Source organism: Bordetella sp. (genome assembly GCF_051960075.1).
Taxonomy (GTDB): domain Bacteria; phylum Pseudomonadota; class Gammaproteobacteria; order Burkholderiales; family Burkholderiaceae_B; genus Bordetella.
This window is the reverse complement of the sequence record NZ_JBQCER010000087.1, coordinates 13259-31992: the sequence shown is the minus strand read 5'-3', so window position 1 is coordinate 31992 and position 18734 is coordinate 13259. Positions and strand designations below refer to the sequence as shown.

Sequence of the window (18734 nt, the reverse complement as noted above, 5' to 3'; positions counted from 1 at the left end):
ATGCCGGGTTTTTTCATGGCATTTCCGTGCGAAGCATTATTTCTTCTGCGACACCAGCGTTCCGCCTGTAGCCCAGTTGCTCTTCTTCACGTCTTCGAAGACGACGAAGACGCTGTCGGGCTTGGCGCTGGCGTGCTCCACCATGGCATTGGTAATGACTTGAGCGAGTTTGGCCTTTTGCTCTTCGCTGCGGCCTTCCAGCATTTCGACACGGACGTACGGCATGATCAGAATCCTTCGAGAACGATTTTGCCGCGCGTCTTGCTGCTTTCCAGCATGGCGTGCGCGCGGCGCAGGTTTGCCGCGTTGATCTTACCGTAGTGATCGCCCAAGGTCGTCTTGAGCACGCCGTCGTCGATCAACCGCGAGACGCGATCGAGCAGTTCATGCTGGCGCGCCATGTCGGGCGTTTCGAATAGCGAACGCGTGAACATCATCTCGAGGTGCAGCGAGATCGACTTGGACTTGAGCGGCATGGCATTGAGCATGGCCGGGTCGTCGATCAGGGTCAGTCGGCCCTGCGGCGCCAGCGCTTCGACGATCCGGGCATAGTGCTCTTCGGTGTGGGTCAGGCTGGCGACCATGTCGACCTGAGGCGCGCCGATGCGGGCGAGCTCCTCGGTCAGCGGTTTGCCGTGATCGATGACGTGATGCGCGCCCAGGTCCTGGACCCACTGTCGAGTTTCGGTGCGCGAGGCCGTGCCGATTACGGTCAATCGGGTGAGCTTGCGCGCCAATTGCACGAGCATGGAACCCACGCCGCCTGCGGCGCCGACGACGAGCAGACTTTGGCCTTCGCCGCCGCCTTCGGGCACGCCCAGGCGATCGAACAGCAATTCCCATGCCGTGATCGTGGTCAGCGGCAGCGCCGCGGCCTGCGCGTCCGACAGCGTCCTGGGCTTGGTGCCCACGATGCGTTCGTCGACCAGGTGGAATTCGGCGTTGGTGCCCGGGCGCGTGAGCGCGCCGGCGTAGTAGACCTCGTCGCCCGGCTTGAACAGCGTGACCGCGCTGCCGATGGCGGTTACGGTGCCGACTGCGTCCCAGCCCAGGACCCGCGGCGCTTCGGGCGTGGCGCTCCTGCGGATTTTGGTGTCGACCGGATTGACCGAAATGGCGCGCACGGCGACCAGAAGGTCGTGCGGCCCGGGTTCGGGCGTGGGCAGGTCGATATCGATCAGGGCTTGGGGATCGTCGGCGGGCAGGTCGTGTCGGGTATAGGCGATGGCTTTCATGGCGGGTTCCTGGCGAAGAGTGGAATGGGGTTCGCTGCGCAGCGGCGATGGATGGCACTTTGCCCGCCCCGGATTTACTTATACAGAGGTAATATCGTTCAATACTTTCACTTTATTAGTGAAAATGATCCGCATAGACGATCTTTCCCTTTTCATCCGCTCTGCCGCGCTGGGCAGTTTTTCCAATGCCGCGCGCGAGGTCGATCTGCTGCCGGGCCAGGTCAGCGCCGCGGTCCAGCGGCTTGAACGCGAACTGGACGTGCGCTTGTTTGCCCGCTCCACGCGCAGCCTGCGGCTGACCAGCGAGGGCGAGCGCTATCTGCCTTATGCCGAAGAAGTGTTGTCCACCTTGCAGGCCGGCCACGAGCGCCTGCATGGCGACGGCGATGAACTGAGCGGCCTGCTGCAGGTGTCGGCGCCGTCGGATCTGGGCCGCAATGTGCTGCTGCCGTGGCTGACGCAATTTCGCCGCGAGCATCCTTCGCTGGTGCTGCGCCTGCAATTTTCGGATCACGTCGCCGACGTCTTTCGCGACCCGGTGGACGTGGCCATACGCTACGGTCGCCAGAACGACGCGAGCTATATCGCGCTGCCGCTGCTGCCGGATCTGCGCCGCGCGCTGGTGGCCTCGCCCGATTATCTGGCGCGCCATGGCAAGCCCAGGACCGTGGAAGACCTGGCTTCCCATTCCTGCCTGCTGTATCAGCTAAACGGCCGCATCTACGACAAGTGGCGCTTTCCGCAGGAGAGCGGCCGCTGCGTGGTGGCGGTGCGCGGCAACCTTCATTCCGACGACGGCGACACCGTGCGCCGCTGGGCGCTGGCGGGCGAGGGCATTGCCTATAAATCGTGGCTGGACGTGCGCGAGGACGTTCGGGCCGGTCGCCTGGAAGTGCTCCTGCCGAAAATTCCTTGCGATCCGACGCCGCTCTATTTTGTGTGCCCGCATCGCAAGCAGTTCTCGCCGGCGGTGCGGCAGTTGTACGACGCGCTCAAGGCGCGCTGCGAGCAGATGATCGCCGAACCGAAAGCCGTCTCCAAACGGGGCGATCGCGCCGCGCGCGTCAGGCGGCAGCCTGCGTAGCTTCGCGTTCGATCAGCGCCTGTTTGCGCGCCACGCCCCAGCGATAGCCCGATAGACCGCCGTCGCTGCGCACGACGCGATGGCAGGGTATGGCCACCGCCAGCCTGTTGGCGGCGCAGGCGCCGGCCACGGCGCGCACGGACTTGGGCATGCCGATGCGTTGCGCGATGTCGGCATAGGTGGTGGTGGTCCCGGGCGGGATGTCGAGCAGGGCGCGCCAGACGCGTTCCTGGAAGGCGGTGCCGCGCACGTCCAGCGGCAGCGCCAGGCCCAGGGCCGGCGTTTCCACCAGGCCGACGACCTGGGCCACCCATTGCTCGAACTCGGCATCGGCGCCGATCAGGCGCGCCCGGGGAAACTGGTCCTGCAAGCCCCGCACCAGGGCGTCCGGATCGTCGCCCAGACAGATTGCACAGATGCCGCGCGGACTGCCGGCGACCAGGATCGCGCCCAGGCTGCACTGGCCCACGGCGAAACGGATATCGGTATTGGCGCCGCCGGCGCGATAGTCGCTGGGGCGCATGCCCAGGCGCTGGCCGGCCTTCTCGTAGAAACGGCTGTTGGCGTTGTAGCCGGCTTCGAAAATCGCATCGGTGATCGTGCGATCGCCGGCCAGCATGGCCCGCATGCGGCGCGCCTGGTCGGCAGCCGCATAGGCCTTGGGCGTAAGTCCGGTCTCGGCCTTGAACAGGCGGTGAAAATGGTGCGGACTCAACCCCGCTTCGGCCGCAAGTTCGCCCAGGCTGGGCGGGGTTTGCGCCGCCTCGATGCGGCGGCAGGCCGCGGCGATCAGGGCGGCATGTGACGTGGCGTTCGGCATGATTGCGGCTGGGGTGTCCATGTTGCTACTGTAGCCATCGAGCCCGGGCCGGACACTCCGATTCTTGCGGTTCAGTCGTCCTGCGTCGCGTCGCCCTGCAAGTGACGGCCGACGCGGTCCAGCAGGCTTCCCAATTGTTCCTGTTCGGCGGCGCTCAGGCAGCCGAATATTTCCCGATTGCGCGCTTCGATCAGGCGAATGACGCGATCGTACATGGCCGCGCCGGGCGGCGTAAGCGTGAGCCATACACCGCGCGCGTCGGTATCGCTGGTGGTTTTGTCGGCCAGGCCGCGTTCGACCAGGGATTGCGCCGAACGGCTGGCCTGGCCCTTGTCCAGGTTGGCGGCGCGCGCCAGGTCCTTGACCGACAGGGGCTCGAACCGGCCGATGGCCGCCAGACTGCGCGCCTCGCTCAGCGGCAGATCGAGACGTTCCAGATAGGCCCGTTGGGTGTCGCGGTCGGACAGCTTGTTGACCACGTGCAGCCGATAGGTGAGGAACCGTTCCAGGTCGGGCAGGCGCCCCTTGCGGGGCGCGCGCCCCGGCGCGCGGGAAGCAGGCATGACTGCGCGTCTCTTATTCGATCGTGATGTGGGAGTCCTTGATCACCTTGGTCCACTTGGCGCGTTCGGCGCGGGCGTAGTCGTCAAGCTGACGGGGCGTGCTGGGCGTGATTTCCAGACCGAGCGCCTTGAACTTGGCGATGACTTCGGGCGACTTCAGCGTTTCGTTCAAGGCTTCGTTGAGTTTGTTGACGGCTTCTTCGGGCGTGCCCTTGGGCGCGACCAGCCCTTGCCACGCGTAGGCTTCGAAGCCGGGCAGGCCCGATTCGATCAGCGTGGGCACGTTGGGCAGGATGTCCAGGCGCTTCTTGCTGGCCACGGCCAGCGCGCGCAGCTTGCCGTCGGCGATGTACTGCTTGCCGCTGGCCGAGTCCACGAACATCATGGGGACCTGGCCGCTCAGCACGTCTTGTATGGCCGGCGCGGCGCCGCGATAGGGTACGTTGACCAGATTCAGGCCCGTGCGCAGTGCGAACAGCGCGCCGGTCAGGTGATGCGGAGAGCCGGTTCCCGGGGTGGCGTATTGCACGCCGTGCTTTTGCGCCTTGACCCAGGCGATGAACTCCTTCAAGTCGTGAACGGGGATAGAGGGGTTCACCACCAGGATCATATTGAAGCGCGCCATCATGCCGATGGGCGTGAAATCGCGCTGCGGGTCATAGCCCAGATGGGGATACAGCGGCGGATTGGCCGCCAGCGTGGCCGTGTCGCCCGACAGAACGGTGTAGCCGTCTGCCTTGGCATGCGCCACGAACTCGGCGCCGATGGCGGTGGCCGCGCCCGGCTTGTTCTGGATGACGACGTTCTGGTTCAAGACCTTGGACATGCCCTCCTGCAGCGTGCGCGCCACGATGTCCGTGCCGCCGCCGGCGGGGTAGGGGACGATCCAGTTGATGGGGTGCTCGCTGGGGAAGTCGCTGGCCGCCTGGGCCGGCGCGAGGCTGACTGCAAACAGGAGCGCGGCAGCCGCGCGGATGAAGGTGCGCATATTCGTTTGTCTCCGAAATGTCGTTGTTGTTAACAAGATAAGTGTATTGCTTGTGTGCGCAAGCATAGCCGGCTTGCGCATCGCATGGCGGCTTTTCGGCGCCGCTCCAGGGTTATGCCGAATGCTGGGTTTCGGCCTGCTCGATCAACGCCAGCACCTGGCCCAGATCGGGGTTGCGGCTCATCAACGACAGGCACAGCATGGAAAGAAACAAGGGCGACTGCGCCTGGCCCACGCGGGTCAGCGCATGCGCCAGGGCGGTGTAGGCAGTATCGAGTTCGGTGCTGTTCATGGCGGACTGTCCTTGCCGGGCTATCGGTCGTAGAAGGGGGCGGCGGCGCGCAGTGCGCTGGCGGCCGCGTCGGCGCCGGCCCAACGGCCCATGACGTAGCCGTCGGGGCGGATCAGGTACACGATGCCTGGCTGCGCGCCATAGTGCTTGCGCGCCTGGCCGTGCGGATCGGCATAACCGCCCTGCTCGAGATGCACGACCTGAAAGGGCGCAGCGCTGCCGCGGGTTTTTTCCTGTAGCGCTTGCAGCGCGTCCGATCCGGACGTCGCGCCGATGACCAGCGCGACGAAGCCTCGGCCGAACAGGCTGGTCAAGTGAACAGGCGTGCCGTTGCGTTCGAGCAGTGCCTCGGGCGCAGGCTGGCCAGGCGCGGCAGCATTGCCTGCATCCGGCGCGCCGTCGGGCTGGTTCAGTTGCGAACCCGTATAAGCGATGGGCAAGGATTGACGCGGATTGACGAGCTCGCAGACGCTGGCGTCGACACGAGCCAGACGCAGCGTGGCGTCTCGCAACAGACGAAAGCCGTAGTCGGGCGGGGCCATGAACTCGGTGCTCTTGGCGCCGTATTCGATGTTCTGGCGCGTGGCATGCACGCGTTCCTGGCTATAGGTGTCGAGCACGCTGTCGGGCGCCGCGCCGCGCAGCACCCAGGCAAGCTTCCAGGCCAGATTGCCGGCGTCGTCCAGGCCCGAATTCAGGCCGCGCACGCCGAAGATGGGGACCAGATGGCCCGCGTCGCCGGCGAACAGCACACGGCCGTGGCGATAGCTGTCCAGCGTCAGGCACTTGGCGTTGTAGATCGAGATCCACAGCGGTTTCCACGGCGCGGTCTCGCCTATCATGTCCAGATGGCTCTGCACGCGCGGCAGCACGTTTTCGGGCTTGACGGCCTCGTCTGCGTCCTCGCCGTCGCCGATTTGATAGTCGATGCGCCAGACGTTGTCGGGCTGGCGATGCATGAGAATGGTCGAGCCGGGGTTGGAAGGCGGATCGAACCAGGCCAGGCGTTCGACAGGACGCTGCGTTTGCTGCTCGATGTCGACGATTACATAGCGGCCATCGTATTGTGTGCCGTGCAATTGCAGCCCGAGCAACTCGCGCCCGGTGCTGCGGCCGCCGTCGCAAGCCACAACCCAATCGGCGCGCACGGTGCGCGGTCCGCCCGCGGTGTCGATCGCGACCTCGACGGCGTCGCTCAGGCGCCGCACGTTGCCGACGCGGCTGGACCATGCGACCTGCGCCAGATCGCCGTGGCGCTCCAGGGCGCGGTGCGCGTATTCCTCGACGTAGAACTGCTGGATGTTGACCATGGGCGCGTAGCGCTGCAGCGGATCGTTGGGCATTTCGAAGTGCAGCACTTCTTCGTGGCGAAAGTAGCTGCGCCCGCCGGTCCACGACAGGCCTTTTTCGACCAGGGGTTTGTCGGCGCCTACCCAGCCCAGAATCTCCTGCGAGCGGCGCGACATGCAAATGGCGCGGCTGCCGGCGCAAAAAGCGTCGTCGGCTTCGACGGTGAGGCTGGCGATACCCTGTTCGGCCAGAAGCGCTGCCAACGTCAGGCCGACCGGGCCGCCACCGGCGATGAGGACGGGTACCCGATCAGGCAAGGTTGCGGGAGCGTGCATGGCCCATGTCTCCAGAGTGCCTCGACAGCGGTCGCGTCACGGCCGTGGAAGCGTTGTAGTCTGGAATGAACTGTAGGTTCATTTGGTTGTGTGCGCAACTATTTTTGAGTTAAAGCGTAGTTGCGACAGAAATCTCCCGGTCTTAGGCGATCCGATCCGCAAAGAAAAAGGGCGACGCCTCGCCCCGGATTCCTCCTGCATCGAGCGCAGTCGCCTGCTCCGCCCATGGGCCCCGCCGATCAGTCCACGCCGTCGGGAAATCTTTGCATGATCGCCTGATGGCGCTTTTCCATTTCTTCGCGCAGGGCGCGGCGCTGCTTGGCGCTTTCGAAGCGCCGCACCTCTTCCACATCGGAGGGCTGCAACGGAGGCACCGCCGTGGTCTTGCCCTTGTCGTCGACCGCCACCATGGTGAAGTAGCAACTATTGGCGTGGCGCACGCTCTTTTTGCGGATGTCTTCGGCGATCACCTTTATACCGATTTCCATTGAAGATCGGCCTGTGTAGTTGACCGCGGCCAGGAAGGTCACGAGCTCGCCCACATGGATGGGCTGGCGGAACATGACTTGATCCACCGACAGCGTGACCACGTAGGTGCCGGCATAGCGGCTGGCGCAGGCATAGGCCACCTGGTCGAGCAGCTTGAGAATGGTGCCGCCGTGCACGTTTCCCGCAAAGTTCGCCGTGTCGGGCGTCATCAGGATGGTCATCGACAACTGGTGGCTGGGAGTATCCATGGCGTAGGCAGGCCCGCAAGGTGGAAAGCCGTTACTGTAAAGGGCGGTCGGCCGGGCGTCGAGTGTTGCAGCGCAACATGCGCGCCGCCTTGCGAATAGAAAATTTCCCCTGCTCGCAGCAGGGTCGTCCTATACTCATTTTGTGCTTCGTGTAAGCAACAGCTGTGCCGCGTGACGGTGCATCGCGCCGGGTCTGCGCGGACAAACCATCATCCACCGAGAAGGGAGTGCTTCATGGTCAACATGAATCGCCGCCAGTTCTTCAAGATGACAGGGGCGACGTTGGCGGGCTCGAGCCTGGCCTTGCTGGGGGCTGCCCCCGGCGCGGCGCTGGCCGAGGTGCGGCAGTACAAGCTGACGCGCATGACCGAAACGCGCAATACCTGTCCCTACTGCTCCGTCGCATGCGGCATCCTGATGTACGGCCTGGGCGACCGCGGCAAGAACGTCGCGGCAAACATCCAGCACATCGAGGGCGATCCGGACCACCCCGTCAATCGCGGTACGCTTTGCCCCAAGGGCGCCTCGCTGATCGACTTCATCCACAGTCCCAACCGGCTCGTGTATCCCGAATACCGTGCACCGGGATCCGACAAATGGACGCGCATGTCGTGGGACGAGGCGCTGGACCGCATCGCCAAGCTGCTCAAGCAGGATCGCGACGCCAACTTCGTCGAGAAGACGGCGGACGGCAAGACAGTCAACCGCTGGCTGACCACGGGCATGCTGGCTGCGTCGGCGGGCAGCAACGAAGTCGGTTATCTCACCCATAAAGTCGTCCGCAGTCTGGGCGTTCTGGCATTCGACAACCAAGCCCGTGTCTGACATGGCCCGACGGTGGCAGGTCTTGCCCCGACGTTTGGCCGTGGAGCGATGACGAACCATTGGGTCGACATCAAGAACGCGGATGTGGTGCTGATCATGGGCGGCAATGCCGCCGAGGCGCACCCATGCGGTTTCAAATGGGTGACCGAGGCCAAGGCCCACAACAAGGCCAAGCTCATCGTCGTGGATCCGCGGTTTACCCGCTCGGCATCCGTGGCGGATTTCTACGCGCCCATACGCACCGGCACCGATATCGTATTTCTGGGCGGGGTGATCCGCTACCTGCTCGATAAGGACCAGATCCAGCACGAGTACGTCAAGAACTACACCGATTTCTCGTTCATTGTGCGCGAGGACTTCGCATTCGACGAAGGCGTGTTCTCCGGCTACGACCCCGGCAAGCATGCGTACAACAAGGGATCGTGGGATTACGAGCGCGGCGACGACGGCTATGTAAAGTCCGACCCGACCCTGCAAAATCCGCGCACGGTCTACCAGTTGCTCAAGCAGCACTACGACCGCTATACGCCCGAGATGGTCGAGAACGTCTGCGGCACGCCCAGGGAAAAGTTTCTCAAGGTATGCGACATGCTGGCCTCCACGGCGGTGCCGGGGCGCGCGGCCACCATCATGTATGCGCTGGGCTGGACGCAGCACTCCATCGGCTCGCAGATGATCCGCACCGGCGCCATGCTGCAACTGCTGCTGGGCAACATCGGCGTGGCGGGCGGCGGCATGAACGCCTTGCGCGGCCATTCGAACATTCAGGGCCTGACCGACCTGGGGCTGATGTCGAACCTGCTGCCCGGCTACATGACGTTGCCCAACGAACCCGAGCAGGACTTCGACGGCTACATCGCGGCACGGGCCCTGAAGCCGCTGCGCGCGGGCCAGCTGAGCTATTGGCAGAACTACAAGAAATTCCACGTGAGCTTCATGAAGGCCTGGTGGGGCGCGGCGGCAACTGCCGACAACCACTGGGCCTACGACTACCTGCCCAAGCTCGACAAGATGTACGACATGCTGCAGACGTACGAGCTGATGAACCAGGGCCGGGTCAACGGCTACATCTGCCAGGGCTTCAACCCCCTGGCGGCCGCGCCGGACAAGGCCAAGATGCTGTCGGCCTTTTCTCGGCTGAAGTTCATGGTCATCATGGACCCGTTGCGTACGGAGACTTCCGAGTTCTGGATGAACTACGGCGAGCACAACAATGTCGACCCCGCCAAGATCCAGACCGAAGTCTTTCGTCTGCCCACCACCTGCTTTGCCGAAGAGGACGGCGCGCTGGTCAACTCGGGCCGCTGGCTGCAATGGCACTGGAAGGGCGCCGAGCCGCCGGGCGAGGCCAGGAGCGACATCGACATCATGTCGGGCCTGTTCCTGCGCCTGCGCGACCTGTATCGCAAGGACGGCGGAAAATTTCCCGATCCCATCGTCAACCTGTCGTGGCCGTATGCCGATCCGGCCTCGCCCACGCCCGCGGAGCTGGCCAAGGAATACTCCGGTCGCGCGCTGGCCGACCTGAAAGACGCCGCCGGAACAGTCACGCGCAAGGCGGGAGAGCAATTGGCGGGCTTTGCCGAGCTGCGCGATGACGGTACCACGCTGTCGGGCTGCTGGATCTTCGCCGGCGCGTGGACGCAGGACGGCAATCTGATGGCTCGCCGTGACAACAGCGACCCGACGGGCATCGGCCAGACGCTGAACTGGGCCTGGGCCTGGCCGGCCAACCGCCGGGTGCTCTACAACCGAGCCTCCTGCGATCCGGCGGGCAAACCCTACAACCCCAGGCGCGCACTGATTTCCTGGAACGGCGCCAACTGGGGCGGCGCCGACGTGCCCGACTTCGTCGTCACCTCCAAGCCCGCCGACGGCATGGGCCCCTTCATCATGAACCCCGAGGGCGTGGCGCGCTTTTTCGCCCGCGCGGGCATGGCCGAAGGCCCTTTCCCGACGCACTACGAGCCGTTCGAGAATCCGCTGGGCTACAACCCGGTCTATCCCAAGAACAAGGCGGTCGTCAGCAATCCGGCGGCGCGCCTGTTCGAGGACGACCGGCAGGCCCTGGGCACGGTCGATCGATTCCCGTACGTGGCGACTACCTATCGGCTGACCGAGCACTTTCACTACTGGACCAAGAACGTCGAGCTCAATGCGATCCTGCAGCCCGAACAATTCGTCGAAATCGGCGAGGCGCTGGCACAGGAGCTGGGCATACCCAACGGGTCCATGGTCAAGGTGTCGTCCAACCGCGGCTATATCAAGGCCAAGGCGCTGGTCACCAAGCGCATCAAGCCGCTCAAAGTCGAGGGCAAGACCGTGCATCACGTGGGCATCCCCATACACTGGGGCTTCGTGGGCATCGCCAAGCCCGGGTTCCTCGCCAACACGCTGACCCCGTTCGTGGGCGACGGCAATAGCCAGACGCCGGAATTCAAGTCCTTCCTGGTGAAGGTCGAGAAGGCATAGGAGCGCAAGCCATGTCCATGCAATCGTTAGACATCAAGCGCATTTCGGCGACCACCACGCCGCCGCCGCAGGCACGCGAACCTTCCACCGGCACGGTGGCCAAGCTGATCGATGTGTCTCAGTGCATCGGCTGCAAGGCCTGCCAGGCCGCGTGCATGGAGTGGAACGATCTGCGCGACGACATCGGCACCAATGTGGGCGTCTACGACAACCCGGCCGACCTGTCCGAGCACTCCTGGACGGTGATGCGTTTCGCCGAATACGAAAACGAGCAGGGCAACCTGGAGTGGCTGATCCGCAAGGACGGCTGCATGCACTGCGAGGACCCGGGCTGCCTGAAGGCCTGCCCCTCGCCGGGCGCCATCGTGCAGTACGCCAACGGCATCGTCGACTTTCACGAGGAAAACTGTATCGGTTGCGGCTACTGCGTGACCGGCTGCCCGTTCAACGTTCCGCGCATCTCCCGGAAAGACAGCAAGGCCTATAAATGCACGCTCTGCTCCGACCGCGTGGCGGTCGGTCAGGAGCCCGCCTGCGTGAAAACCTGCCCTACGGGCGCGATTACCTTCGGCACCAAGGACGACATGCACGCGCATGCGGCCCAACGCATCGAAGACTTGAAGTCGCGCGGCTTCGAGCATGCCGGCCTGTACGATCCTCAGGGCGTGGGCGGCACGCACGTGATGTACGTGCTGCATCATGCCGACAAGCCGGAGCTTTACCACGGCTTGCCCAAAGACCCGCGGATCAGCCCCATGGTGTCGTTCTGGAAGGGCGTCGCCAAGCCGTTGGGCGTGGCCGTCATGGCGCTTTCGGCACTGGCGGGGTTCTTTCACTATGTGCGCACCGGCCCCAACGAAACGTCCGAAGACGACGAGCGCAAGGCCGAAGAGGAGGCGCAATCATGAGCGACCGCAAACTCATACAGCGCTACAGCGCCGGCGAGCGCAGCAACCATTGGTTTACCGCCATCTGCTTCGTGCTGTTGGCGCTGTCCGGTCTGGCGCTGTTTCATCCGGCGTTCTTCTGGCTTGCCAGCCTGTTCGGCGGCGGGCCGTGGACCCGCATACTGCATCCCTTCGTGGGCCTGGCGATGTTCGTTTCGTTCCTGTTGCTGGCCTGCCGCATGGCTCGGCAAAACCGCATGACGCAAGCCGACAGGCAATGGCTGGCCAGGTACAAAGAGGTGCTGGCCAATCGCGATGAGAACCTGCCGGAGGTGGGCAAGTACAACGGCGGGCAAAAGCTGCTGTTCTACGTGCTGATTCTTTGCATGATCGGGCTGCTGCTTTCGGGCATCGTGATCTGGCGTGCGTATTTCTCGCTGTATTTCCCGATCGGCGTGGTGCGCGCGGCGTCCGTGCTGCATGCGCTCTGCGCTTTCATCATGATCTGCGCGATCATCGTGCACGTCTACGCGGCGATCTGGGTGAAGGGGTCGGTGCAGGCGATGGTGCGCGGAACGGTTACGCCGGGATGGGCCTGGAAGCATCACCGGGCGTGGTTCCGCGAAATGCGCAAATAATTGCGGGCAGGCGCTTCGCCGAGTCTATGTCATGTTGCTCTCTTTTTGCTTAGCGCGGCTTCGGCGGTCGGGTCAATTCACGATGGGCAAGCCAGACGCCCGGCAACATCGGCAGCCAGAATGTCATGCCTCGCAAGAGCAGCGTGCCGGCCAGGGCTGTCTCTATCGGCACGCTCAGCAGATGCAGCATGCTCACCGATGTCGCTTCGAATGTTCCCAGACCGACCGGAATCGGACCGATCGTGGCGACCATCGAGGCAATCGCAAAGCTGGCAAAGACGACCCAAAGCGGCTGCCCCTGACCGATCGCCAGAAACACTAGCCATAGCGTCAGCGCATCGAGCAGGAAAATTCCCCCTTGCAGCGCCACGGTCTGCAGTAGCAGAGTGGGATTGCGAAGCAGGCTCGTCGGCGCATTGCTCAGTTGCCGCAGAAGCGCGGTTATGTCCAGGTACTTGCTGATCCGAGCAAATAGATTGCGCGCGATAAGAAAGTTTTCCCAGCGCTTCAACCCGAATACCGCGCCTGGCACGGCGATGGCGGCCACCACGAAAAGTGATATGCCGAACCCGAGGGGAAGGTTGATATGACGGTGGAACTCAAGCAAGCCTGCGCTCACCAGCACGACGATCAGGTAGGCGATATCGTATGACACCAGTCCGACCAGCATGGCAGCCATAGCGAACTCGGCGGGGACGGCGCGTCGTATCAGGCCGTGCACCACCAGCATGGTGCCGCTGATGCCTCCGCTTGGCAGAACCTGATCGACAAATATCTTGGCGATTCCCATGGGAACGAGCGTGCGCAGCGGAATCGGATTTCCGGCGCAAGCGAGCGCCTGGCGCCAAACGAGTGCTGCGCTGAGATAGCTGAACGACTGCGCGAATAGTGCGCCGATCAACCACCATGGCTGCGCCGAATGCATCAGCAGGGCCATCTGCTGGAGCGAACTGAAATGCGTCACGATCAGAATGACCGCGACTAGTGCCAACAGCCCCGACAGCCAGGAAACCAGGGTATGAAATCGCCTGGATTTTCCGAACCAGCCGGGCGCAATGGCGACGAATCCGGTTTGTATTTCAGGTTCGTCGGGGTTGCGCGACGATACGACTGCGTCGGCGTCGAGCGGCGCAGCGTTCATCGTTGAAGGCGGCTTGGTCATATCGCGACCGTTGATTTAGATACCGATTGAAGTCTCGCTTATTTGATGTCGGCTCGGTCGTGTCGGTTCAGTGCCGAACTCGATTCCCTGAGACTTCATGGTACAGCAGGGCCGCTATCGATCTGATGCGCGACGCTTGCCGGGTTGGCCGAGACGCCAATCATTTGATCCGCATCGCGTGGCAGATTCCCGCCTATACTTTTACGAGAGTCCTGACTGATGGCCGTATTCATTTCCGGAGATCGTCATGCAGCGCATTCTTTCCCGTGGCGAAATCGAAGACCTGGATCACAATTCCATCGTGCGCGTGAGGCTGCCCGAGCGCGATTCGGTGTTCGCGGCCCGCGCGGCCCGGCTGCGCAAGCTGGCGCAAGACAGCCCGGTGGCCGATTATCTGCACTTGATGGCGCATCTGGCCGATGCCCAGCAGGCGGCGCTGGCCGGCTGCCGGGCGCCGGGCGCCTCGGCGCAGCAGATCGACCTGGCGCAGGCGCACGGCATGCCGCCGCTGCAGGCCGTGGGCTGGAAGCGCGACCCGCTCTGGACGGGGTTGTTGCGGCAGATCTTGATGCGCCTGGAAATGACGGCCGGCGTGCCTGCCGAAGCGCGCGAAGTGTGCCGCGATCTGCGGCACGCTTTGCAGAAGCAGCCTGAAGCCGTCGAGGCCATGGCCGATGCAGTGCTGGCCGAGCGCGACGGCGAGGTCGACAGCGCTGCCGCGCCGTTCATCGCGGCGGCGCTGCAGGTGTATTGGACGGATCTGGCCAGCCGCTTCGACGCCAGGCAGTTGCCGGTGGCCGGTCCCTTCGGCGTGTGCGCCGTGTGCGGCAGCCTGCCCGTGGCCAGCGTGGTTCGGGTGGGCGGGCAGTTCGAGGGCTACCGATATCTGTGCTGCTCGTTATGCGCCAGCCAATGGCATCTGGTGCGGATCACGTGCTCTCACTGCGAAGATACCGAGACAGTTGCCTATCACGCCATCGAGGGCGGCTCGCAGGCCATCCGGGCCGAGTCCTGCGACCGGTGCCATACGTACCGCAAAATCTTCTATCAGGAGCAGGACCTCGATGTCGAGCCGGTGGCAGATGACCTGGCCAGTCTGATGCTCGATGTGCTGATGGGCGAGGCCGGCTACGTGCGGGCCAGCGGCAATCCCTTGCTGTGGCAGGACGAAGACGGCGACGTCGGCGGCCCGTCATGACAGCGCCGTTTGCCCCCGGAGACGATGGCGCGCCGGCGACGCCCGCCGACATTCCGGCGCTGGACCGGGTGCTGGCTGCCGCGCCGGCACAGGCCTTGCTCGAGGCCTACGGCCGCACGCGTGTCGTAGCCGCCTTGCGAGAGCGCATGGCGGTCTTGCGCGCCGATGCGCTGGCGGGCCGCCTGACGGCCGCGCGCGCGCAACCCGACGCGATTCTGCGGGAAACGGACGAGCTGTTGAAGCGCGATTCGCAGCCGCGCCTGCGGCCGGTCTTCAACCTTACCGGCACCGTGCTGCATACCAATCTGGGACGCGCGCTGTTGCCCGATGAGGCCGTGCAGGCGGTAGTGCGCGCGCTGACCGCACCCGTCAATCTCGAGTTCGATCTGCATGACGGCGGCCGCGGGGATCGCGACGATCTGGTCGAGGGTCTGCTGCGCGAGCTTACCGGCGCCGAGGCCGCAACCATTGTCAACAACAACGCGGCGGCCGTGCTGCTCATGCTCAATGCCTTGGCAGACAGGCGCGAGGTCGTCGTCTCGCGCGGCGAGCTGGTCGAGATCGGCGGCGCTTTCCGCATTCCTGACATCATGAAGCGGGCCGGCGCCAGGCTGGTCGAGGTGGGCACCACCAATCGCACCCACCCGGCCGACTACGAGCAGGCCATCGGCCCGCGCACGGCCATGCTGATGAAAGTCCATTGCAGCAACTATGCCGTTACCGGCTTTACCAAGAGCGTGTGCGTGGCGGATGTGGCGCGCATTGCACACGCGCGCGGCCTGCCCGCGACAGTGGATCTGGGAAGCGGCACCTTGATCGATCTTGCGCAATGGGGCCTGCCGCGCGAAGACACGGTGCGCGATACGGTGCAAGCCGGGGCCGATCTCGTCGCCTTCAGCGGCGACAAGCTGCTGGGCGGGCCGCAGGCGGGTTTGCTGGTGGGCCGCGCCGAGCTGATACGCAAGATCAAGAAAAATCCGCTCAAGCGGGCGCTGCGCGTGGGCAAGCTGACTCTGGCCGCGCTGGAGCCGGTGCTGGCCCTGTACCGCTCGCCGGAATTTCTCGCCGAACGGCTGACCACGCTGCGTCTGCTCACCCGGCCGCAGCGCCTGATGCAAGCCGCCGCCGAGCGCCTGCGCGACATCGTGCAGCACGCAGCAGGTCCGGCCTATCAGGTCGAAGCGGCTGCCGTGTTCAGCCAGATCGGCAGCGGCGCCTTGCCGGTGGACCAGCTGCCCAGCTACGGCCTGTGCATACGCCATCTCGGCCCGGGGCGGCCGGGCCGCCATCTGGCTCGCCTCGAGGCCAAGCTGCGCGGCCTGCCGCGCCCGGTCATCGGCCGCCTGGACGACGACGCCCTGTGGCTGGACCTGCGTTGCCTGGAAGAGCGCGACGAAGCCACATTCGCGGCGCAGTTGGCCCATTCTCTATGATCGTCGGGACCGCGGGCCACATCGATCACGGCAAGACCACATTGGTTCGCGCGCTGACCGGAGTGGACACCGATCGCCTCAAGGAAGAGAAGGCGCGCGGCATTTCCATCGAACTGGGCTATGCCTATACGCCCTTGCCCAACGGCGACGTGCTCGGCTTCATCGATGTGCCCGGCCACGAAAAGCTGGTGCACACCATGGCCGCCGGCGCCAGCGGAATCGATTGCGGCCTGCTGGTGGTGGCCGCCGACGACGGCGTCATGCCGCAGACGCGCGAACACCTGGCCATTCTCGGCTTGCTCGGCGTGGGGCAGGGCGCCGTCGTCCTCACCAAGACCGACCGCTGCGACGAGGAAAGGCGGCGGCAGGTCGAGCGCGATATCGCGCAATTGACGGCCGGGACGTTTCTGCAGAACGCGCCGCTTTTCGCGACGTCGGCTTATGAGCCTGGCGACGAAGGCGTGGCAAGGCTGAAGGCTTATCTCGATGTTCAAGCCCAGACCAGGCCCGCGCGCAGCGCCGCGGGTTTGTTCCGCCTGGCCGTGGATCGCGTCTTTACCCTTGCCGGTCATGGCACGGTGGTGACAGGCACGGTGCACGCGGGGCAGGTGAGGCTAGACCAAGTATCCGAGGTGGATCTGCGTCTCATGCCGGCGGGCACGCGTGTGCGGGTGCGCAGCATCCACGCGCAAGACCGGGCCGCCCTGGTCGGCGCGGCGGGGCAGCGCTGCGCCTTGAACCTGCCCGGCATCGACAAAGGCGCCATCGCTCGCGGCGACTGGATCGCCGATGCACGCAGCTTTCTGCCTTCGCGCCATGTGGATGTGCAACTGCAATGGTTGGCTTCGGCCGATGGGCCGCTGCGGGCCTGGGCGCCGTTGCATGTGCACATCGGCGCGGCGCATTGTGTGGCGCATGCGGTGCCGCTCGCGCCCGAAACACTGGCGCCAGGCCAGCGCGGCTGGGTGCAACTGGTATTCGATGCGCCGGTTTGCGCCGTGCCGGGCGATCGCTATGTCGTGCGCGATGCGCAGGCCTCGCATACGGTGGGAGGCGGAGTGGTGCTCGATCCCAACGCGCCGAACCGCAAGCGCCGCGCGCCGCAACGCCTCGCATGGCTGGAAGCCGTGTCTGCCTGCCTGGCCGGACAGGGCCTGGGCGCTCTTCTGCAACAGGCGCCGTTCGGCGTGGACGAAGCGGCCTTGCAGCGTCTGTGCGGTCAGCCCGTCGATGCTGTCGCGGCGCCGGCCGGCGCGTGCTGGATATCGGCGTACGGGTCGCGCATGCTGATTCAGGACGCGCATTGGAATGCCTTGTGCGAGCGCGCGGTCGCCGCGCTGGACGATTTCCACCGACAGTCCCCCGACGAGCCCGGCGTGGACGCGGCGCGCCTGCGCCGGATCGCCGTTCCGGCAACGCCCGAGTTATTGTGGCGCGCCGTGATCGAACGACTGGTGCGAGAAGGCAGCGCCCTGCGCAACGGGCCCTGGCTGCACCGGCCCTGGCACGCCGTCGCGCTGGACGGCGCGCAAGCCGAGCTGGCCGCGAAAATCCTGCCCAGAATATTGGCGAACGCCTACGATCCGCCCTGGGTGCGCGACATGGCCGGCGATCTGGGCGAACCCGAAGAACGTGTGCGCGACATCCTGCGCAAGCTGCTGCGTCGCGGCGATGTGGCCCAGATCGTCAAGGACCTGTTCTATCATCGCGAGCAGATCGAGGCGCTGGCTGCCCTGGTGGGCGGCCTGTGCGCGCAGCGCGGCAGTGTGCAGGCTGCCGACTTTCGCGATGCGGTCGGCCTGGGCCGCAAGCGCGCCATTCAGATTCTGGAATTTTTCGATCGCGTCGGCTACACCCGCAGGCTGCGCGACGCCCACGTGCTGCGCGACGGCGGGGCGGTATTTCGCGACGATCGGATCCGCGCGCTTCCGTCGGCGGCCGCACAAGAACAAAGAAGAGGATGAGACATGACCTTACGCATGCAAGACAAGATCGTGCTTGTGACCGGCGCCGGATCGTCCGGCCCGGGATGGGGCAACGGCAAGGCTGCCGCGGTACTGTATGCGCGCGAAGGCGCGCGGGTATTCGCAGTCGATTATCGACTCGACGCGGCACAGGAGACGCAAGGCATCATTGAGTCCGAGGGCGGGCAATGCATCGCGTTCCAGGCCGACGTGTCCAAGGCCGGGGACGTCGAGCGGATGGCTCAGGCCTGCGCCGAGCATTACGGCGGCATCGACGTGCTGCACAACAATGTCGGCATCGTCGAGACAGGCGGACCGATCGAGACTTCGGAAGAGAGCTGGAACCGTGTCGTCGCGATTAACCAGACCAGTGTTTTCCTGACCTGCAAATATGTCATTCCCTATATGCTCCAGCGCAAGAAGGGCGCCATCGTCAACATCGGGTCGGTGGCCGGCATACGGTGGGTGGGCTTTCCCTATCTGGCCTACAGCGCGACCAAGGCGGCGCTGATTTCCATGACGTCCAATATCGCCTTGCAGTATGCGGGCGACGGCATACGCGCCAATTGCGTGGTGCCGGGGATGCTGAACACGCCCCTGATACGCGAACCGCTCAAGGCTGCCTACGGCGGGGATGCCGATTCCATGATTTCCCAGCGCGACAGGATATCGCCGACGGGCGCGATGGGCGATGCCTGGGATACGGCCTACGCGGCCCTGTTCCTCGCAAGCGACGAGGCGCGCTATGTGAACGGTTCGACCCTGGTCGTGGACGGTGGCTTGTCGGCGCGCTGTGCCTGAGCGGCTATCA

17 protein-coding genes are annotated in these 18734 nt (G+C 64.8%); 8 read left to right on the top strand and 9 right to left on the bottom strand.

What is annotated here, in order from left to right:
- Window positions 1-36: 36 nt before the first annotated feature.
- Both ACTHJ1_RS14735 and ACTHJ1_RS14730 read right to left on the bottom strand, forming a co-directional pair.
- Window positions 37-225, bottom strand: coding sequence for a 2-hydroxymuconate tautomerase (locus tag ACTHJ1_RS14735; RefSeq protein WP_440193654.1), 189 nt, complete (start codon window positions 223-225; stop codon window positions 37-39).
- Window positions 226-227: 2 nt separating this feature from the next.
- Window positions 228-1235 (bottom strand): zinc-binding alcohol dehydrogenase family protein, encoded by a 1008-nt coding sequence (locus ACTHJ1_RS14730; RefSeq protein WP_440193652.1) that lies wholly within the window; start codon window positions 1233-1235, stop codon window positions 228-230.
- A 124-nt stretch (window positions 1236-1359) separates the two neighbouring features.
- Between ACTHJ1_RS14730 and ACTHJ1_RS14725 the strand changes: the two genes are divergently transcribed.
- Complete coding sequence (locus tag ACTHJ1_RS14725; RefSeq protein WP_440193650.1) at window positions 1360-2319, top strand: LysR family transcriptional regulator; 960 nt, start codon at window positions 1360-1362, stop codon at window positions 2317-2319.
- On the opposite strand, the gene ada is transcribed toward ACTHJ1_RS14725, so the two are convergent.
- The 6 genes from ada to ACTHJ1_RS14695 form a co-directional block, all read right to left on the bottom strand.
- Window positions 2300-3160, bottom strand: a complete 861-nt coding sequence (gene ada / locus ACTHJ1_RS14720; RefSeq protein WP_440193648.1) for a bifunctional DNA-binding transcriptional regulator/O6-methylguanine-DNA methyltransferase Ada — start codon at window positions 3158-3160, stop codon at window positions 2300-2302. The genes ACTHJ1_RS14725 and ada overlap by 20 nt on opposite strands.
- A gap of 50 nt (window positions 3161-3210) precedes the next feature.
- Window positions 3211-3702: a MarR family winged helix-turn-helix transcriptional regulator gene (locus ACTHJ1_RS14715; RefSeq protein WP_440193646.1), complete on the bottom strand. Its 492-nt coding sequence runs from the start codon at window positions 3700-3702 to the stop codon at window positions 3211-3213.
- Between the two features lie 13 nt (window positions 3703-3715).
- Window positions 3716-4690 (bottom strand): Bug family tripartite tricarboxylate transporter substrate binding protein, encoded by a 975-nt coding sequence (locus ACTHJ1_RS14710; protein WP_440193644.1) that lies wholly within the window; start codon window positions 4688-4690, stop codon window positions 3716-3718.
- 112 nt (window positions 4691-4802) lie between these two features.
- Window positions 4803-4982 carry a hypothetical protein gene (locus tag ACTHJ1_RS14705; protein WP_440193642.1) on the bottom strand — a complete coding sequence of 60 codons (180 nt, stop codon included), beginning with the start codon at window positions 4980-4982 and terminating at the stop codon, window positions 4803-4805.
- Between the two features lie 20 nt (window positions 4983-5002).
- Window positions 5003-6607: an FAD-dependent oxidoreductase gene (locus ACTHJ1_RS14700; protein ID WP_440193640.1), complete on the bottom strand. Its 1605-nt coding sequence runs from the start codon at window positions 6605-6607 to the stop codon at window positions 5003-5005.
- 239 nt (window positions 6608-6846) lie between these two features.
- A complete protein-coding gene (locus tag ACTHJ1_RS14695; protein WP_440193638.1) occupies window positions 6847-7344 on the bottom strand; it encodes an acyl-CoA thioesterase in 498 nt (165 codons plus the stop codon).
- 234 nt (window positions 7345-7578) lie between these two features.
- Between ACTHJ1_RS14695 and fdnG the strand changes: the two genes are divergently transcribed.
- Genes fdnG through ACTHJ1_RS14680 form a run of 3 tightly spaced genes read left to right on the top strand, consistent with a single transcriptional unit; the run spans window position 7579 to window position 12166 of the window.
- Window positions 7579-10641 (top strand): formate dehydrogenase-N subunit alpha, encoded by a 3063-nt coding sequence (gene fdnG / locus ACTHJ1_RS14690; RefSeq protein WP_440193636.1) that lies wholly within the window; start codon window positions 7579-7581, stop codon window positions 10639-10641.
- An 11-nt stretch (window positions 10642-10652) separates the two neighbouring features.
- Window positions 10653-11549, top strand: a complete 897-nt coding sequence (gene fdxH / locus ACTHJ1_RS14685; RefSeq protein WP_440193634.1) for a formate dehydrogenase subunit beta — start codon at window positions 10653-10655, stop codon at window positions 11547-11549.
- Window positions 11546-12166, top strand: a complete 621-nt coding sequence (locus ACTHJ1_RS14680; protein WP_440193632.1) for a formate dehydrogenase subunit gamma — start codon at window positions 11546-11548, stop codon at window positions 12164-12166. The genes fdxH and ACTHJ1_RS14680 overlap by 4 nt, the downstream gene beginning before the upstream one ends.
- A gap of 49 nt (window positions 12167-12215) precedes the next feature.
- Here ACTHJ1_RS14680 and ACTHJ1_RS14675 read toward each other — a convergent pair whose 3' ends face one another.
- Window positions 12216-13307 carry a lysylphosphatidylglycerol synthase transmembrane domain-containing protein gene (locus tag ACTHJ1_RS14675; RefSeq protein WP_440193630.1) on the bottom strand — a complete coding sequence of 364 codons (1092 nt, stop codon included), beginning with the start codon at window positions 13305-13307 and terminating at the stop codon, window positions 12216-12218.
- A 268-nt stretch (window positions 13308-13575) separates the two neighbouring features.
- Between ACTHJ1_RS14675 and fdhE the strand changes: the two genes are divergently transcribed.
- Genes fdhE through ACTHJ1_RS14655 form a run of 4 tightly spaced genes read left to right on the top strand, consistent with a single transcriptional unit; the run spans window position 13576 to window position 18724 of the window.
- Entirely contained in the window at window positions 13576-14526 is a 951-nt protein-coding gene (gene fdhE, locus ACTHJ1_RS14670) for a formate dehydrogenase accessory protein FdhE (RefSeq protein ID WP_440193628.1), read from the top strand.
- Window positions 14523-15959, top strand: coding sequence for an L-seryl-tRNA(Sec) selenium transferase (selA, locus tag ACTHJ1_RS14665; RefSeq protein ID WP_440193626.1), 1437 nt, complete (start codon window positions 14523-14525; stop codon window positions 15957-15959). The genes fdhE and selA overlap by 4 nt, the downstream gene beginning before the upstream one ends.
- Window positions 15956-17923 carry a selenocysteine-specific translation elongation factor gene (gene selB, locus ACTHJ1_RS14660; RefSeq protein ID WP_440193624.1) on the top strand — a complete coding sequence of 656 codons (1968 nt, stop codon included), beginning with the start codon at window positions 15956-15958 and terminating at the stop codon, window positions 17921-17923. The genes selA and selB overlap by 4 nt, the downstream gene beginning before the upstream one ends.
- A gap of 3 nt (window positions 17924-17926) precedes the next feature.
- Entirely contained in the window at window positions 17927-18724 is a 798-nt protein-coding gene (locus ACTHJ1_RS14655) for an SDR family NAD(P)-dependent oxidoreductase (protein ID WP_440193622.1), read from the top strand.
- Window positions 18725-18734 lie beyond the last annotated feature (10 nt).

Excerpts from the sequence above, each read along its gene's own strand:
- ACTHJ1_RS14735 (WP_440193654.1), bottom strand. The coding sequence starts at position 225 with ATGCCGTACGTCCGTGTCGAAATGCTGGAAGGCCGCAGCGAAGAGCAA.
- ACTHJ1_RS14730 (WP_440193652.1), bottom strand. The coding sequence starts at position 1,235 with ATGAAAGCCATCGCCTATACCCGACACGACCTGCCCGCCGACGATCCC.
- ACTHJ1_RS14725 (WP_440193650.1), top strand. The coding sequence starts at position 1,360 with ATGATCCGCATAGACGATCTTTCCCTTTTCATCCGCTCTGCCGCGCTG.
- ada (WP_440193648.1), bottom strand. The coding sequence starts at position 3,160 with ATGGACACCCCAGCCGCAATCATGCCGAACGCCACGTCACATGCCGCC.
- ACTHJ1_RS14715 (WP_440193646.1), bottom strand. The coding sequence starts at position 3,702 with ATGCCTGCTTCCCGCGCGCCGGGGCGCGCGCCCCGCAAGGGGCGCCTG.
- ACTHJ1_RS14710 (WP_440193644.1), bottom strand. The coding sequence starts at position 4,690 with ATGCGCACCTTCATCCGCGCGGCTGCCGCGCTCCTGTTTGCAGTCAGC.
- ACTHJ1_RS14705 (WP_440193642.1), bottom strand. The coding sequence starts at position 4,982 with ATGAACAGCACCGAACTCGATACTGCCTACACCGCCCTGGCGCATGCG.
- ACTHJ1_RS14700 (WP_440193640.1), bottom strand. The coding sequence starts at position 6,607 with ATGCACGCTCCCGCAACCTTGCCTGATCGGGTACCCGTCCTCATCGCC.
- ACTHJ1_RS14695 (WP_440193638.1), bottom strand. The coding sequence starts at position 7,344 with ATGGATACTCCCAGCCACCAGTTGTCGATGACCATCCTGATGACGCCC.
- fdxH (WP_440193634.1), top strand. The coding sequence starts at position 10,653 with ATGTCCATGCAATCGTTAGACATCAAGCGCATTTCGGCGACCACCACG.
- ACTHJ1_RS14680 (WP_440193632.1), top strand. The coding sequence starts at position 11,546 with ATGAGCGACCGCAAACTCATACAGCGCTACAGCGCCGGCGAGCGCAGC.
- ACTHJ1_RS14675 (WP_440193630.1), bottom strand. The coding sequence starts at position 13,307 with ATGAACGCTGCGCCGCTCGACGCCGACGCAGTCGTATCGTCGCGCAAC.
- fdhE (WP_440193628.1), top strand. The coding sequence starts at position 13,576 with ATGCAGCGCATTCTTTCCCGTGGCGAAATCGAAGACCTGGATCACAAT.
- selA (WP_440193626.1), top strand. The coding sequence starts at position 14,523 with ATGACAGCGCCGTTTGCCCCCGGAGACGATGGCGCGCCGGCGACGCCC.
- selB (WP_440193624.1), top strand. The coding sequence starts at position 15,956 with ATGATCGTCGGGACCGCGGGCCACATCGATCACGGCAAGACCACATTG.
- ACTHJ1_RS14655 (WP_440193622.1), top strand. The coding sequence starts at position 17,927 with ATGACCTTACGCATGCAAGACAAGATCGTGCTTGTGACCGGCGCCGGA.